This is a genomic window from Alysiella crassa DSM 2578, from assembly GCF_000745955.1.
In the GTDB taxonomy this organism is placed as follows: Bacteria; Pseudomonadota; Gammaproteobacteria; order Burkholderiales; family Neisseriaceae; genus Simonsiella; species Simonsiella crassa.
The window spans coordinates 26,516-39,667 of sequence record NZ_JQKH01000014.1 but is presented as its reverse complement, the minus strand read 5'-3'; the positions used below and the strand labels follow the sequence as shown (position 1 = coordinate 39,667).

14 protein-coding genes are annotated in these 13,152 nt (G+C 46.9%); 9 read left to right on the top strand and 5 right to left on the bottom strand.

Annotated elements, in window-relative coordinates; genetic code table 11:
* The first annotated feature begins 148 nt into the window (after window positions 1-148).
* The 3 genes from Q338_RS03835 (at window position 149) to azu (ending at window position 1,632) form a co-directional block, all read left to right on the top strand.
* Window positions 149-478, top strand: coding sequence for a DUF4298 domain-containing protein (locus Q338_RS03835; protein ID WP_034292135.1), 330 nt, complete (start codon window positions 149-151; stop codon window positions 476-478).
* 20 nt (window positions 479-498) lie between these two features.
* Window positions 499-924: a DUF721 domain-containing protein gene (locus Q338_RS03830; protein WP_034292133.1), complete on the top strand. Its 426-nt coding sequence runs from the start codon at window positions 499-501 to the stop codon at window positions 922-924.
* A 129-nt stretch (window positions 925-1,053) separates the two neighbouring features.
* Window positions 1,054-1,632 carry an azurin gene (gene azu / locus Q338_RS03825; protein ID WP_034292131.1) on the top strand — a complete coding sequence of 193 codons (579 nt, stop codon included), beginning with the start codon at window positions 1,054-1,056 and terminating at the stop codon, window positions 1,630-1,632.
* 185 nt (window positions 1,633-1,817) lie between these two features.
* On the opposite strand, the gene sodA is transcribed toward azu, so the two are convergent.
* Window positions 1,818-2,438, bottom strand: a complete 621-nt coding sequence (gene sodA, locus Q338_RS03820; RefSeq protein WP_034292129.1) for a superoxide dismutase [Mn] — start codon at window positions 2,436-2,438, stop codon at window positions 1,818-1,820.
* A 233-nt stretch (window positions 2,439-2,671) separates the two neighbouring features.
* On the opposite strand from sodA, the gene fba reads away from it, so the two are divergent.
* Window positions 2,672-3,736 carry a class II fructose-bisphosphate aldolase gene (fba, locus tag Q338_RS03815; protein ID WP_034292127.1) on the top strand — a complete coding sequence of 355 codons (1,065 nt, stop codon included), beginning with the start codon at window positions 2,672-2,674 and terminating at the stop codon, window positions 3,734-3,736.
* A gap of 164 nt (window positions 3,737-3,900) precedes the next feature.
* Here fba and Q338_RS03810 read toward each other — a convergent pair whose 3' ends face one another.
* Genes Q338_RS03810 through Q338_RS03800 form a run of 3 tightly spaced genes read right to left on the bottom strand, consistent with a single transcriptional unit; the run spans window position 3,901 to window position 5,829 of the window.
* Window positions 3,901-4,365 carry a hypothetical protein gene (locus tag Q338_RS03810; protein ID WP_034292125.1) on the bottom strand — a complete coding sequence of 155 codons (465 nt, stop codon included), beginning with the start codon at window positions 4,363-4,365 and terminating at the stop codon, window positions 3,901-3,903.
* A 46-nt stretch (window positions 4,366-4,411) separates the two neighbouring features.
* Window positions 4,412-4,921, bottom strand: coding sequence for a DUF2726 domain-containing protein (locus tag Q338_RS03805; protein WP_034292123.1), 510 nt, complete (start codon window positions 4,919-4,921; stop codon window positions 4,412-4,414).
* The gene (locus tag Q338_RS03800; RefSeq protein ID WP_034292121.1) at window positions 4,909-5,829 is read right to left on the bottom strand and encodes a cupin domain-containing protein; all 921 of its coding nucleotides are present in this window, start codon (window positions 5,827-5,829) and stop codon (window positions 4,909-4,911) included. Before Q338_RS03800 ends, Q338_RS03805 begins: the two co-directional genes overlap by 13 nt.
* A gap of 268 nt (window positions 5,830-6,097) precedes the next feature.
* Between Q338_RS03800 and dsbD the strand changes: the two genes are divergently transcribed.
* The 4 genes from dsbD (at window position 6,098) to truB (ending at window position 10,783) form a co-directional block, all read left to right on the top strand.
* On the top strand, window positions 6,098-7,915 hold the full coding sequence (gene dsbD, locus Q338_RS03795; RefSeq protein WP_034292119.1) for a protein-disulfide reductase DsbD: 1,818 nt from the start codon (window positions 6,098-6,100) through the stop codon (window positions 7,913-7,915).
* An 89-nt stretch (window positions 7,916-8,004) separates the two neighbouring features.
* Window positions 8,005-9,165, top strand: a complete 1,161-nt coding sequence (gene hflX, locus Q338_RS03790; RefSeq protein WP_034292117.1) for a GTPase HflX — start codon at window positions 8,005-8,007, stop codon at window positions 9,163-9,165.
* Window positions 9,166-9,241: 76 nt separating this feature from the next.
* The gene (locus tag Q338_RS03785; RefSeq protein WP_034292115.1) at window positions 9,242-9,772 is read left to right on the top strand and encodes an inorganic diphosphatase; all 531 of its coding nucleotides are present in this window, start codon (window positions 9,242-9,244) and stop codon (window positions 9,770-9,772) included.
* An 87-nt stretch (window positions 9,773-9,859) separates the two neighbouring features.
* Window positions 9,860-10,783, top strand: coding sequence for a tRNA pseudouridine(55) synthase TruB (gene truB / locus Q338_RS03780; RefSeq protein ID WP_034292113.1), 924 nt, complete (start codon window positions 9,860-9,862; stop codon window positions 10,781-10,783).
* A gap of 107 nt (window positions 10,784-10,890) precedes the next feature.
* Here the strand turns inward: truB and Q338_RS03775 are convergent, their stop codons facing one another.
* Window positions 10,891-12,258 (bottom strand): M16 family metallopeptidase, encoded by a 1,368-nt coding sequence (locus Q338_RS03775; RefSeq protein ID WP_034292140.1) that lies wholly within the window; start codon window positions 12,256-12,258, stop codon window positions 10,891-10,893.
* Between the two features lie 280 nt (window positions 12,259-12,538).
* Here Q338_RS03775 and Q338_RS03770 point away from each other — a divergent pair, with 280 nt between their 5' ends.
* The gene (locus tag Q338_RS03770) at window positions 12,539-13,114 is read left to right on the top strand and encodes a hypothetical protein (RefSeq protein WP_051968470.1); all 576 of its coding nucleotides are present in this window, start codon (window positions 12,539-12,541) and stop codon (window positions 13,112-13,114) included.
* Window positions 13,115-13,152: the final 38 nt, after the last annotated feature.

Sequence of the window (13,152 nt, the reverse complement as noted above, 5' to 3'; positions counted from 1 at the left end):
CTTTCAGTACACGACAATTTTTTGAAATAACCACAAACCTGTCCCCTCCCCCGCAAGCGGGAGAGGGGACAGGTTACAGGCAGCCTGAAAGATTTTTGTCGTGTACTGAAAGGCTGTCTGAATATTAATTTATCAATAGGAAACAAAAATGTCTCAACAAGTGCAATATCAACAAGAACTTAACCGCATTCAAGCCATTTACCGCGAATGGACACAATTGTTCCCCGAATTGGAAGCGGACGCGGCGCGTTGGCAAAAAGCGGTGGATTTGATTGGGCAAATGGACGAATTTTACAGCAATGGCACATACCGCGAATTATACGAAGCCGCCGAAAACGGCATGGCTTTGGACACGCGCACGGCTGGCGAATACAGCGTTTTGAGCGAAGACGCGATTTGGGACGCGCTGCACGATTTCCGTCAATTGACCATTCAACGGCTGAAAAGCGCGGTCAGCGTGTTGGAAAATGAATCTTAATTTTCAGGCAGCCTGAAACCATGCAATTAGATAAATTGGCTGAACAAGACAGTTCATTGCGTAACTTATTACAAAAATCGTATTATTTTCAACGATTAGACACGCAAGTCAAACATTTATTGCCGCCCAATCTTGCGCCGCATTTTCGGGTGGCGTGTGTGCGTGATGGCGTGTTGATGATTCATGTGTCGGGCAGCATGGCGGCTTCGCGGCTGAAAATGTTGCTGCCTGCCTTGTTGTCGCGCATTCAGGCTTTGGACGCGCAAATTGAGTCGGTGAAAATCAGCGTGTTGCCGCAAAGTCCTGATAGTCCAAAGGAAAAAAATTTTGAAATCAGCCAAGCGGCGGTGGAAATGTTTGCCGAAACCGCCGAGCGTGTGCGCCATCATGCGGATTTGTATGAGAGTTTGCAAAACTTGGTGCGCCATCATCAAGCCAAAGAATAGGCGGTTTGGCTTTTCAGGCTGCCTGCAAAGTAAAAAACTTGATTTTAAAATCAAAAGGAGTATTATTGCAGAATGTTATTAAATTTCATCTGTCAATTTCTTAACCCGTTTATTTGTAAAGGATAAAGTATGAAAACTTATTTGGCTCTGATTGCTGCTACTGCTTTGGTATTGTCTGCGTGTGGTGGCGAAAAACCTGCTGAACCTGCGAAACCTGCCGCAGAAGCAAGTGCCAACACCGCCACAGCAACCGCTACTGCTAGCGCATCTGACGCAGCACCTGCGGCAGCAGCTTCAGGCAACACCGCTACTGCGGGCGGCGAATGCGCCGTAACCGTGAACAGCGATGACAAAATGACCTTTGACACCAAAGAAATCAATGTAAAATCAAGCTGCAAAGATTTCACCATCACTTTGAAACACACAGGCACCATGCCCAAAGCAGGCATGGGTCATAATATGGTTATTACCAAAGCCAGCGACAAAGATGGCGTGATGGCTGACGGTAGTGCGGCGGGCGCAGAAAAAGATTATTTGAAACCCGATGACGCGCGTGTGATTGCCACCACCAAATTGATTGGCGGCGGCGAAAGCGACACCATCACATTCCCTGTGAGCAAATTGGCAAAAGGCGAAAGCTATGCGTTTTTCTGCTCTTTCCCAGGTCATGCATCTTTGATGACGGGCAAAGTAAATTTGGTTGATTAATCTTTGGTTTTTCCCAAAAATCATCAGGCAGCCTGAAAATCGTGTTCAGGCTGCCTGATGATTTTTTTTATAGTGAATTCAATTTAAGCCAGTACAGCGTTGTCAGCTCCCTTATGTACTTGGTTGTACACGGCGGTCGCTGTCGCCTTGTCCCGATTTAAATTGAATCCACTATAAATTAGAAATTACGCTTGTGAATCAAAACGACGTTGTGCTTCGTCCCAGTTCACCACGTTCCAGAATGCTTTGATGTAGTCGGGGCGGCGGTTTTGGAATTTCAAATAGTAGGCGTGTTCCCACACGTCCAAGCCGATAATCGGGAAACCTGAACAGCCAGCCACCGTTTGACCCATCAATGGGCTGTCTTGGTTGGCGGTGGAAACCACTTTCAATTTGCCGCCTTCAATTACCAACCACGCCCAGCCAGAGCCAAAACGCGTTTGCGCTGCTTTTTCAAATTCCGCTTGGAAATTTTCCACGCTGCCGAAATCGCGTTCAATTGCGGCTTTCAGGCTGCCTGAAAGCGTTGTGCCTGTTTTCAAGATTGTCCAAAACAAGCTGTGGTTGGCATGACCGCCTGCGTTGTTACGCAAAACCGTTTGTTTGTCGGCTGGCAATTCTGCCAAACGCGCAATCAATTCTTCCGCGCTCAAATTTTGGAAATCAGGCAAACTTTCCAATGCGGCATTGGCATTGTTTACATAAGCTTGATGGTGTTTGCTGTGATGGATTTCCATCGTTTCTTTGTCAAAATGTGGCTCCAAAGCATCGTATGCGTAGCCCAATTCTGGTAATGTGTAAGCCATTTTTTAGCCCTTTTCAGTAGTGTGTTGTGAAACGTAACATGATAGCGGTACTTGTTTCATCATGCAAGCCGTAATCCAATGTAATTTTTGGACGAGATTTTTTTATTTTGCGCCAATTAGTTCACAAAATATGTAAATGAATTGTGTAAAACGGCTTTATTTCCGCTAAAATTTTGGTTTATAATGTGAATAATCTTGCAAAAACTACAACCAATTACACAAAAGGAATAATTATGGCACTCGTATCCATGCGCCAACTGTTAGACCACGCAGCCGAACACAGCTACGGCTTACCCGCCTTTAACGTCAATAACTTGGAACAAATGCGCGCCATCATGGAAGCGGCAAATCAAGTGAATGCCCCCGTGATTGTGCAAGCCAGCGCAGGCGCACGCAAATATGCAGGTGCGCCCTTTTTGCGCCATTTGATTTTGGCGGCGGTGGAAGAGTTCCCCCACATTCCCGTTGTCATGCACCAAGACCATGGCGCATCGCCCGATGTGTGCCAACGCGCCATTCAGCTCGGTTTCAGCTCTGTGATGATGGACGGCTCTTTGTTGGAAGATGGCAAAACGCCTTCTACTTATGAATACAATGTGGACGTTACGCGCAAAACGGTGGCATTTGCCCACGCTTGTGGCGTGTCGGTGGAGGGCGAAATTGGCGTTTTGGGCAATTTGGAAACGGGCGAGGCTGGCGAAGAAGATGGCGTGGGCGCGGTTGGCAAATTGTCGCACGACCAAATGCTGACCAGCGTGGAAGACGCAAGACGTTTTGTGCAAGACACAGGCGTGGACGCTTTGGCGATTGCGATTGGCACCAGTCATGGCGCGTACAAATTCACACGTCCGCCCACAGGCGAAGTGTTGCGCATTGACCGCATTAAGGAAATTCACGCTGCCTTGCCCAACACGCACATTGTGATGCACGGTTCCAGCTCTGTGCCGCAAGAATGGTTGAAAATCATCAACGAATTTGGCGGCAACATTGGCGAAACCTATGGCGTGCCAGTAGAAGAAATCGTGGAAGGCATCAAGCATGGCGTGCGTAAAGTGAACATTGACACGGACTTACGCCTTGCCAGCACGGGTGCAATCCGCAAATTCATGGCGGAAAACCCTGCCGAATTTGACCCACGCAAATATTTGGGCAAAACGGTGGAGGCGATGAAACAGATTTGCATTGACCGTTATTTGGCTTTTGGCTGCGAGGGCATGGCGGACAAAATCAAGCCCATTTCGCTGGAAAAAATGGCAACGCGCTATGCCAATGGCGAGTTAAATCAGATTATTAAATAAATATAGTGAATTCACTTTAAACCAGTACCGTGTTGCCAGCTCCCTTATGTACTCGGTGTACACGGCGGTCGCTGTCGCCTTGTCCTGATTTAAATTGAATCCACTATAAAAAATAAATTCAGGCAGCCTGAAACGCGAAAAATACGCTTTCAGGCTGCCTGAATTTATTGTTGTGCCGACACAAAACTAAAATCGCGCCAATTCGCCGCCAACATAAATTGCCCCTGCGTATTGGATAGGAAATAATCACAGGGTTTCGCTTTTTGAAACAAGGGGATAATATCTAATGCGTTCAGCAGGACAAACACATAAGTCCATGGTTTTTCGCCAATATGGTTAAACAGGCACAAGGGCTGTTGGCTTTGGCTAATGTCCATCAGAATGGAAACGAGTTTTCCATTATTATCAAAAGTATAGCTTTCTGATTCGCGCTCATTGGCATAACAAAATCCCACTTCTGGGCGCATGCTCATGCCAAATTCAAACAATTCGGTTAAGCTGGCGATGTATTGTTTGCCGTTTTCGGAACTGGTTACGCTGAATTCCAGTCCAAGCTGTTGCGCCACCGTAATCAAATGTCCAATCAGGCTGTCTTTACCGACTAGGTTTTGTATGTTTTTAATCATCATAGTACTGAATTTATGGGAAAATTTACTTTTCAGGCAGCCTGAAACATCACGACCACTCTCTATCTAATTGCCTGATTTGTTCCGCAATTTCGCTGCCATTGGGCAATTCATTTACTTGCCAACGCAACATGGAAATCCCCGCCGCCACCGTTGCCAAATCCTTGCGCGTATCCGCTTGCTGGCGGGCGGCGATTTCGTGGGTTGCGTCATCAATTTCAATGGCGACAATCGGCGTACCATCGGGGCGACAAATCACAAAATCATAACTTAAGCGATTGATAAAATTGAACCAATATAAATTTTTCTCTTGCGGCGACTCAATCACGCGCGAAACTTGCACTTGTGGAAAAATCATGTAATTGGGCAAATTTTCCAATAATAAATCATAAACTTGCAATTCGGTTGCCGTCATAATCGGGCGGCGCGTGTAGGGCAATTCGGTTTTGCCATCAAAGGGGTTGGGTTTTTCGGCGGATTTTTTGGCTTGTTTATCAAAATGTTGTGAAACCCAATACAGCGCAATCAACACCACCAAAATAGCAATTAAGGCGAACATTCCTTACTCTCTTCGGTGGATTTACGATACACCCCTGGCGGCATACCATATTGTTTTTTAAATACTTTACCAAAATGCGTTTCCGATTGAAAACCGACCGACAGCGCAATTTGCAAGACAGAATCGGCGGTGGTACGCAATAATTGTGCGGCAACTTGCAAACGAATGTGATTGACAAATGCGTGTGGACTCATGCCAATATGCTGTTTAAACAAGCGCATCAGTTGGGCGCGAGACAAATGAGCTTGCTCGGACATATGTTCCACCGACCACTCTTTTGCAGGCTGCGCCAACACAGCCGATACAACACCACGCAAACGCTTGTCTTGCAAACCATTGAGTACGCCCGATAAATGTGCTTGGGGTTGATTGAAATAATGGCGCAAAATATGAATCAGCAAAATTTGTAGTAAGGAATTGAGTATATGTTCAGAAGCAGCGCGATTTTCCAGTGCTTCATGTTTTAATAGCGAAATAATATGCTGAAATTCTTCTGATTGCCCATCTAAATACAGCACTTCAGGTAGCCCATTGAATAAATCGGTGTGGGGTTCGTAAGCAAAATTGGCACAAAACAGGTTTAGTTCTTGACTGCCGTGATGGGTGCTTTTGATGGTAAACGCGCCTTGTTGGTGGCTATCAATATGAGCATGGGTATTGTTGCATAGGCTGTCGCTGCTCAAAATGTGTTCAATGGAACGTGGCAGTACGATTAAATCGCCTGTTTTCAGCATTTGTGGGACTTGTTTGTCAATTTGCAGCCAGCCTTCGCCATTTGTTACAAAGTGAATCATGCCGTGCGTACGTTTGTGTGTGTGATGAACAAACCATTCACCTTTAAATTGACATAAGGTATTGATACTTCCTGTGATTTGTGCAAGTTGTATGAGTTTTGCCAAGCTGTCCATGATGAAGTCAAAATGTGGGTTAGTGTTGCTTTGATTATAATGGGTTTATGGATTTTCAGGCAGCCTGTTTGCATGAAAAGATGGGTAAATTTAGCCAAAATGTCTCATTATCAGGCAGCCTGAAAATCGGTTTTCTTAACCTTTTTTTGCACAAGTTTAGTGCATTCAGGCGAGTAACTGCGATGATTTTGCCAATCTGTGCCTGTGATTTATGCCATAATTTCCACTTAAATAGATATTTTTCAATCAGTAGAATGGAGTTTTTATCATGAAAACAGCGTTATACCAAACATTGGGCGCAATGCTTGCGATGTTTGGTTTGGCAAGTGGCGCGGCGGCGAATAATCTGAATTCCGATGAATTATTGCCGCCAGAACAAGCATTTATTCCCAGCGTGGAAGTGGGTGCAGATGGGTCTATTAAAACCACATTTAAGGTGGCAGACGGCTATTATTTGTATCAAAGCAAAATCTCCGCCCAAGCCAATGAACAAACCTTAACCGAACCCCAATTCAGCGCAGGCAAGGAAAAGGAAGACGAATTTTTCGGCAAACAAACGGTTTATTATCAAAACGCGCAAGTTTCATGGCAACATGCCAACACCCAGCCGTATAAATTAACTCTCCATTATCAAGGCTGTGCCGATGCGGGTGTATGCTATCCACCTGTGGCAACGAATTTTGATATTCAGGGCGAGGGTGTATATCAAACTGAAGTGGCGCAAGCCGATAATCCTGTGGCGGCTTTTGTAAAAAAGCCACAGGGCGCGACGGATTCGTTGGGCAACCAAACGGTTGCTCCCCATTCGTCCGCGCCTGCTAATAAGCAATTTTCTTTATCACGTGATACTTTATTCCTGAATTTGTTTTGGTTTTTTGTGGCGGGTTTGGGTTTGAGTTTTACCGCGTGTATGTATCCCTTGTTGCCCATTGTGTCGTCCATTATTGTGGGGGATAAGTCGGGCAGCAAAAAGCGTGCGTTTGTTTTATCTTTCGTTTATGTTCAAGGGCTTGCGCTGACATATACGCTGGTGGGCGTGTTGGCGGGCATGACGGGGGCTTTGCTGACGGTGTGGCTGCAACAGGCGTGGGTGGTGTTGTCGGCTTCGGCTTTGATGGTGGTGTTGGCGTTGTCCATGTTTGGTTTGTTTAATATTCAATTGCCTGCGGCGGTGCAATCGTATTTTCAAAATCAAAGCAATCAGTTATCGGGCGGTAAGGTGGTGTCGGTGTTTGTGATGGGCATGTTGTCGGCGTTGATTGTCGGGCCCTGCGTTGCGCCACCATTGGCGTTTGCTTTGGGCTATATTGGGCAAACGGGCGATGCGCTACTGGGCGGCATGGCTTTATACGCTTTGGCAATTGGTACGGGTGTACCATTGATGGTGATTGGCACGTTTGGCGGACACGTTTTGCCCCGCGCTGGCGATTGGATGAACGGCATTAAATACGCGTTTGGTGTGATTTTATTGGCGGTGGCGGTGTATTTGGCGACTCCATTTATTGGCTATGCGTGGGCGGCGGGTTTGTACACTGCTTTGTTGATTTTGCCTGCGCTGTATATGGCGTGGCGTTTGAAACATTTTTCAGGCAGCCTGAAAGCGATAACGGCGTGTTTGGCAGCATTGTTGGCGATGGGTGGTGTGTGGTTTGGCGTGCAGAGTGCGCGTGGGCAGGAAACGGGATTGCATAGCTTTTTGACTTTGCACCCGCCCATGCACGGCGCGACACACGGCGAGCGTTTTACCGATGTGGCAAAACTCAAATCTGCCATGCAAGCTGCTTTGCAAGCTGATCCGAATACACCGATTTTGCTGGATTTTTATGCCGATTGGTGCGTGTCGTGTAAAGAGATGGAAGCCAAAACCTTTAATCGCCCTGAAGTTCAGGCTGCCGTGCCGATGGCGCGTATGTTTCAAATTGACGTAACGGCAAACACGGCGGAACATCAGGCTTTGTTAAAAGAATACGGTTTGTTTGGTCCACCCGCTTTATTTGTTTTGAAATCAGATGGTTCACGCAGCGATGGTTTACTGGGCTATTTGGCGGCAGATGAATTTGTGGCGTGGTATCGGCAGCGTCAATAATTGAGTTTGAAATAATCAGGCAGCCTGAAACATATTTTCAGGCTGCCTTTTGTTTTATAATCACTTTTTTCTGAATTGAATAGTTTAAAATGACCCGATTCCGCACCGACAAATCCCTAGAACACGCCGAGCGCATTATGCTCGTATCTGTATTATTATCAGACAGTTATACAGGCAGCAATGAAAGCCGTGAACGCCAATTCCAAGCCGCCTGCGCCGAAGCCGCCGAACTTGTCCGCGCCACAGGCGGTGATTTGGTCTGCACGGAAACCGCCAAACGCGACAAAGCCCACACCGCCCTGTTTGTCGGCACGGGCAAGGCGGAAGAGTTGGCGGATTTGGTTGCCCAAAATCAAATTGAACTGGTTGTATTCAATCACGAATTGTCGCCTACGCAAGAGCGCAATTTGGAAAAAGTGTTGCAATGCCGTGTGCTTGACCGCGTGGGTTTGATTTTGGCGATTTTCGCCCAACGCGCCCAATCGCAAGAAGGCAAATTGCAAGTGGAACTCGCCCAATTGTCGCATTTGTCTAGCCGATTGGTGCGTGGATACAAGCACTTGCAAAGTCAAAAAGGCGGCATAGGTCTCAAAGGTCCGGGCGAAACGCAATTGGAAACTGACCGCCGCCTTATCCAAACCAAAATTACGCAATTGCGCCGCCAATTGGAGCAAGTGAAAAAACAACGCGAAACGCGCCGCAAAGCACGGCTTTCAGGCAGCCTGAAGACTTTTGCGATTGTGGGTTACACGAATGCGGGAAAATCCACTTTATTCAATCGCTTAAGCAAAGCCGATGTGTTGGCGAAAGACCAATTATTCGCCACGCTGGACACGACCGCACGGCGATTGTATTTGTCGCCCGAAGCCAGCGTGATTTTGACGGATACGGTTGGTTTTGTTCAAGATTTACCGCATAAATTGGTGTCGGCGTTTTCGGCGACTTTGGAAGAAACGGCGTTGGCAGATGTGTTGCTGCACATTGTGGACGCGGCTGACCCTGAATTGGAACGCAAAATTCAGGACGTGAACGATGTGTTAGCCGAAATCAAGGCGGATAAAATTCCGCAAATGATTGTTTATAATAAAATTGATTTGCTCCCCGAAGCGGAACAAAATTCAGGCAGCCTGAAAACCGTAGGTTTCAGCGTAGCTAAAAATAATGTGGGCGAAACGGTGGCGGTGCGTGTGTCGGCGGTGAGTGGGGCGGGTTTAGACGATTTACGCGCGGCGATGATTGAGTGGGCGTGATTTCAGGCTGCCTGAAAATCGCAAAATCGCATATAATCGCGTTTTCCCCAATTTTTCAAAACCAAAGGACAAGCAAATGGCAGATTTTAACCAAATTTTAGACGCAGGCGATGTGGACAACGGCATTATCAATGTCGTGGTGGAAATCCCCGAAGGCAGCACCCATAAAATTGAGTGGGACAGAAAACACGCTGTGATGAAATTAGACCGCGTTGAGCCACAAATTTTCGCTAAACCAACTAATTACGGTTTTATTCCGCAAACGTTGGACGAAGATGGCGATGAGTTGGACACTTTGATTATCACACGAAATCCTTTGCCAACAGGGATTTATATGGAAGCGCGTGTGATTGGCATCATGAAATTTGTGGACGATGGCGAAGTGGACGATAAAGTCGTGGTGGTGCCAGCCGATGACCGCGATGCTGGTAATGAAATCAAAACGTTGGCGGATTTGCCCGCGCAATTAATCAAGCAAATTGAATTCCATTTCAATAACTACAAAGCCTTGAAAAAACCAGGCGCGACCAAAGTAGAGCATTGGGGCGATGTGGAAGAAGCGAAACAGGTGATTCGTGAATGCCAAGCACGTTGGAAAAATAAATAATTGATTATTTAAATAATTCAGGCAGCCTGAAACGTAAATTTGGTTTCAGGCTGCCTGAATATATTTGGAAAACTTGAAAGCAGTAACATGAACGAAAAACCCAAAAAACGCGCCCTAAACGGCGTTTTATTATTAGACAAACCCGTTGGTATCAGCAGCAACACGGCTTTGCAACAAGCACGGCGACTGTTTCGCGCCGAAAAAGCAGGGCATACGGGCGTGTTAGACCCATTGGCGAGCGGCTTGTTGCCCGTGTGTTTTGGCGAAGCGACCAAATTCGCGCAGTATTTATTGGACGCGGACAAAGCTTACACCGCCACGCTGAAATTGGGCGAAGCCACCACCACAGGCGACGCGGAAGGCGAAATCATAGACACCGCGCGCGCCGATATTTCGCGCGATGAATTTCAGGCAGCCTGCGCCGCGCTGACGGGAAATATTCGCCAAGTACCGCCCATGTTTTCCGCGCTGAAACACGAAGGCAAACCGCTTTATGAATACGCCCGCAAGGGAATCGTGATTGAACGCAAAGCGCGTGAAATTACCATTTATCATATTGAAATAAAAGAATTTTCTGTGCCAGAAGCGGTGATAGACGTGCGTTGTAGCAAGGGAACGTATATCCGCACTTTAAGCGAAGACATCGCCAAACACATCGGCACATTCGCGCATTTAACCGCTCTGCGGCGCACCGAAACGGCGGGTTTTCGCATTGAACAAACACACACTTTGGACACGTTGGCGGCGTTGTCGGAAAGTGAACGCGATGGTGTGTTGTTGCCTTGCGATGTGCTGGTGCAGCATTTGCCGCGTGTGGATTTGGACGATGAAACTGCACGAAAATTGCGTTTTGGGCAAGCGGCGGCGTTTCACGATGTTTCAGGCAGCCTGAAAAGCAATGCGCCGCTTCGGGCGTATGATTTGAGGGGGGAATTTGTGGGTTTGGTGGAATATTTTAGCCACCATCAGTGTTTGAAAGCCTTGCGTTTGATGAATACGAGTGGGAAATAAGTTTCAGGCAGCCTAAATCCGTAGGGTGCGCCGTGCGCACCAAATTGTCCATGATTTGAATGATTTGGTGCGTGGTACGCACCCTACAAATTCAGGCAGCCTGAAATTTATTTCCGCTTTTTGTGTGATTTTTGTTTGATTTTGGCTTTTGCTTTGGCGACTTCTGGGTGGTTTTCGGGATAAAGTTGCACAAAAACATCGCGTTGTTTTAACAAAAATTGCGCGGCAGCCTGCACATCTTGCGCCGTTACTTCGTCTAAACGGCGGCGAATTTCCGCTTCATCATCGTGATGAAACCCATTAATTTCCAAAGTGCCGATTAAACTTGCCTGTGCCGCCATGCTGTCGCGGCTGTAAATTTCATTTGCTTTTTCAATGGCTTTGGCGCGATTTAATTCTTCTTCGCTCACGCCATCACGCGCAATCAGCGCGATTTCTGCTTCCACGCCTTTGCGTAACAAAGTCAAATTGCCACGCTCGCTGGGCATGCCCGACACGCTGAACAATTGCGCTTGGCGGTCAATCATCGTGTAGCCCACGTCCAAGCCCAAAGCCAACGCCATGCCGCGCACAAATTTCTTGTCCAAACGCGCCGCCGAATGCCCATTCAAAATATTGGCAAGCATATCCAAAGCATAGGGCATTTTATCGTCCAGTTTTTGCAAAGTCGGCACGCGATAAGCCAATAAAAACATGGGTTGTTTCGTGTTGCCGCCCATAATCACTTCTGCGCCTTTTTGTTGCGTATTGGTTTCGCTGGAATCATTGCGTTTGGGCAATTTTTTGGCGGGCAAATGCCCAAAAGTTTGCTTAACTAAATCAATAGTTTGCTGTGCATTCACATCGCCAACAATGACCACAGTTGCATTATTGGGCGCATACCATTTTTTGTACCAATCGCGCAAATCATGGGCTTTTAATTTAAATAAATCAGTCATATGCCCAATCACGGCGGTCTGATTGGCAGGTTTGTCATACGCCAATTTTAACATTTGCTCATACATATTGCCTGATGGATTGTCATCAATATTTTGGCGGCGTTCTTCGCGTATCACTTTCATTTCGTTGATAAAATCTTTATCGCTGAAATTGAGATTTGCCATGCGGTCGGCTTCCATTTTCAGGATTTCGGGCAAATGTTGTTTGGCGATGTTTTCGTGATACACGGTTTCGGTTGCGCTGGTGTAGGCGTTCAGGCTGCCGCCGAGTGCGGAAATGCGGCGGTTAAATTCGCCCGATGGCACGGTGGGCGTGCCTTTAAACATCATGTGTTCCAGCGCATGACTTAAGCCGCTTTTGCCCACTTTTTCGTCCATGCTGCCGATTTTGTACCAGATTTGGGACATGACCACAGGGGCGCGGCGGTCTTCGCGCACAATCACGGTTAAACCATTGTCTAATTTGGCTTTTAGGGTTTCTGCCCAAGTGGGTGTAATCAGGGTCAATAGGGTAAGGGCGAGTAAAGTATGTTTCATGAATTTTTCCTTGTTGGTTAAATATTTGTTGATTTTCAGGCTGCCTTTCGGTGCATGACAATTTTTCAGCAAGCAAAATGTAGGGTGCGTACCACGCACCAAATCACTTAAAATCATATCATCATAAGCCAAAAATCATTTTCAGGCAGCCTGAAACACAAATTTTTCCGCCAAAAAGTAGGCATAAAAAGTAAATTCCAGTAAGATAACGCCTATTTTTCGCCTGAAATTTCAATTAACAAAACCTTTCAGGCAGCCTGAATCTTATCACGAGCCCAATATGAAATTCACAAACAAATTGTTCCCCCTGATGTTATGGGTGGCTGTCAGCGCGTGTTCGCAAGAAGCGGCGGTGCAGCCAGCTCCGCAAAGTGCCAGCGAAATCAAACCGCTAGCCGCCAGCCACGCCGCATGGACGCCCCCACCAAAAGCCGAAACCCCCGCCGCCCAAGCACAACAATTGCGCGATTTAATGGCACAATTCCAAAATGAAGCGGCAGAACGTATGGTTCAGCAACGCCAAAAAAATATGCAGCCCAGCCAAGCGGAAAGCGTGGATTTGGTTCGTCGTGAAGCCGCCGCGATTCGCCAAGACGCGCAGCGTTTGCAGCAGCTTGATTTGTCCGATACGGAAGTGAATACGGCGCGAGATTTATTGGCAAAAAATATGCTTGCCTTTGCACAAACGGCTGATTTACAAGTGCAATCTGCCGAATTATTGGCGCAAAACAAGCAAGCGGAAGCTGAAGCAGTCAATAAACAATTAGGCGAATTGATGAACGGCATTCAAGCAGGGCAGCAACAAGCCGATGAAGCATTTAATGCCTTGTTAAAAAAACATAAAATTGAACGATAAAGTTTTTCAGGCTGCCTGAAAACTGATTTCCCATCTTT

Excerpts from the sequence above, each read along its gene's own strand:
- Q338_RS03805 (WP_034292123.1), bottom strand. The coding sequence starts at position 4,921 with ATGTTCGCCTTAATTGCTATTTTGGTGGTGTTGATTGCGCTGTATTGG.
- fba (WP_034292127.1), top strand. The coding sequence starts at position 2,672 with ATGGCACTCGTATCCATGCGCCAACTGTTAGACCACGCAGCCGAACAC.
- Q338_RS03830 (WP_034292133.1), top strand. The coding sequence starts at position 499 with ATGCAATTAGATAAATTGGCTGAACAAGACAGTTCATTGCGTAACTTA.
- dsbD (WP_034292119.1), top strand. The coding sequence starts at position 6,098 with ATGAAAACAGCGTTATACCAAACATTGGGCGCAATGCTTGCGATGTTT.
- azu (WP_034292131.1), top strand. The coding sequence starts at position 1,054 with ATGAAAACTTATTTGGCTCTGATTGCTGCTACTGCTTTGGTATTGTCT.
- Q338_RS03800 (WP_034292121.1), bottom strand. The coding sequence starts at position 5,829 with ATGGACAGCTTGGCAAAACTCATACAACTTGCACAAATCACAGGAAGT.
- Q338_RS03785 (WP_034292115.1), top strand. The coding sequence starts at position 9,242 with ATGGCAGATTTTAACCAAATTTTAGACGCAGGCGATGTGGACAACGGC.
- hflX (WP_034292117.1), top strand. The coding sequence starts at position 8,005 with ATGACCCGATTCCGCACCGACAAATCCCTAGAACACGCCGAGCGCATT.
- Q338_RS03810 (WP_034292125.1), bottom strand. The coding sequence starts at position 4,365 with ATGATGATTAAAAACATACAAAACCTAGTCGGTAAAGACAGCCTGATT.
- Q338_RS03775 (WP_034292140.1), bottom strand. The coding sequence starts at position 12,258 with ATGAAACATACTTTACTCGCCCTTACCCTATTGACCCTGATTACACCC.
- sodA (WP_034292129.1), bottom strand. The coding sequence starts at position 2,438 with ATGGCTTACACATTACCAGAATTGGGCTACGCATACGATGCTTTGGAG.
- truB (WP_034292113.1), top strand. The coding sequence starts at position 9,860 with ATGAACGAAAAACCCAAAAAACGCGCCCTAAACGGCGTTTTATTATTA.
- Q338_RS03770 (WP_051968470.1), top strand. The coding sequence starts at position 12,539 with ATGAAATTCACAAACAAATTGTTCCCCCTGATGTTATGGGTGGCTGTC.
- Q338_RS03835 (WP_034292135.1), top strand. The coding sequence starts at position 149 with ATGTCTCAACAAGTGCAATATCAACAAGAACTTAACCGCATTCAAGCC.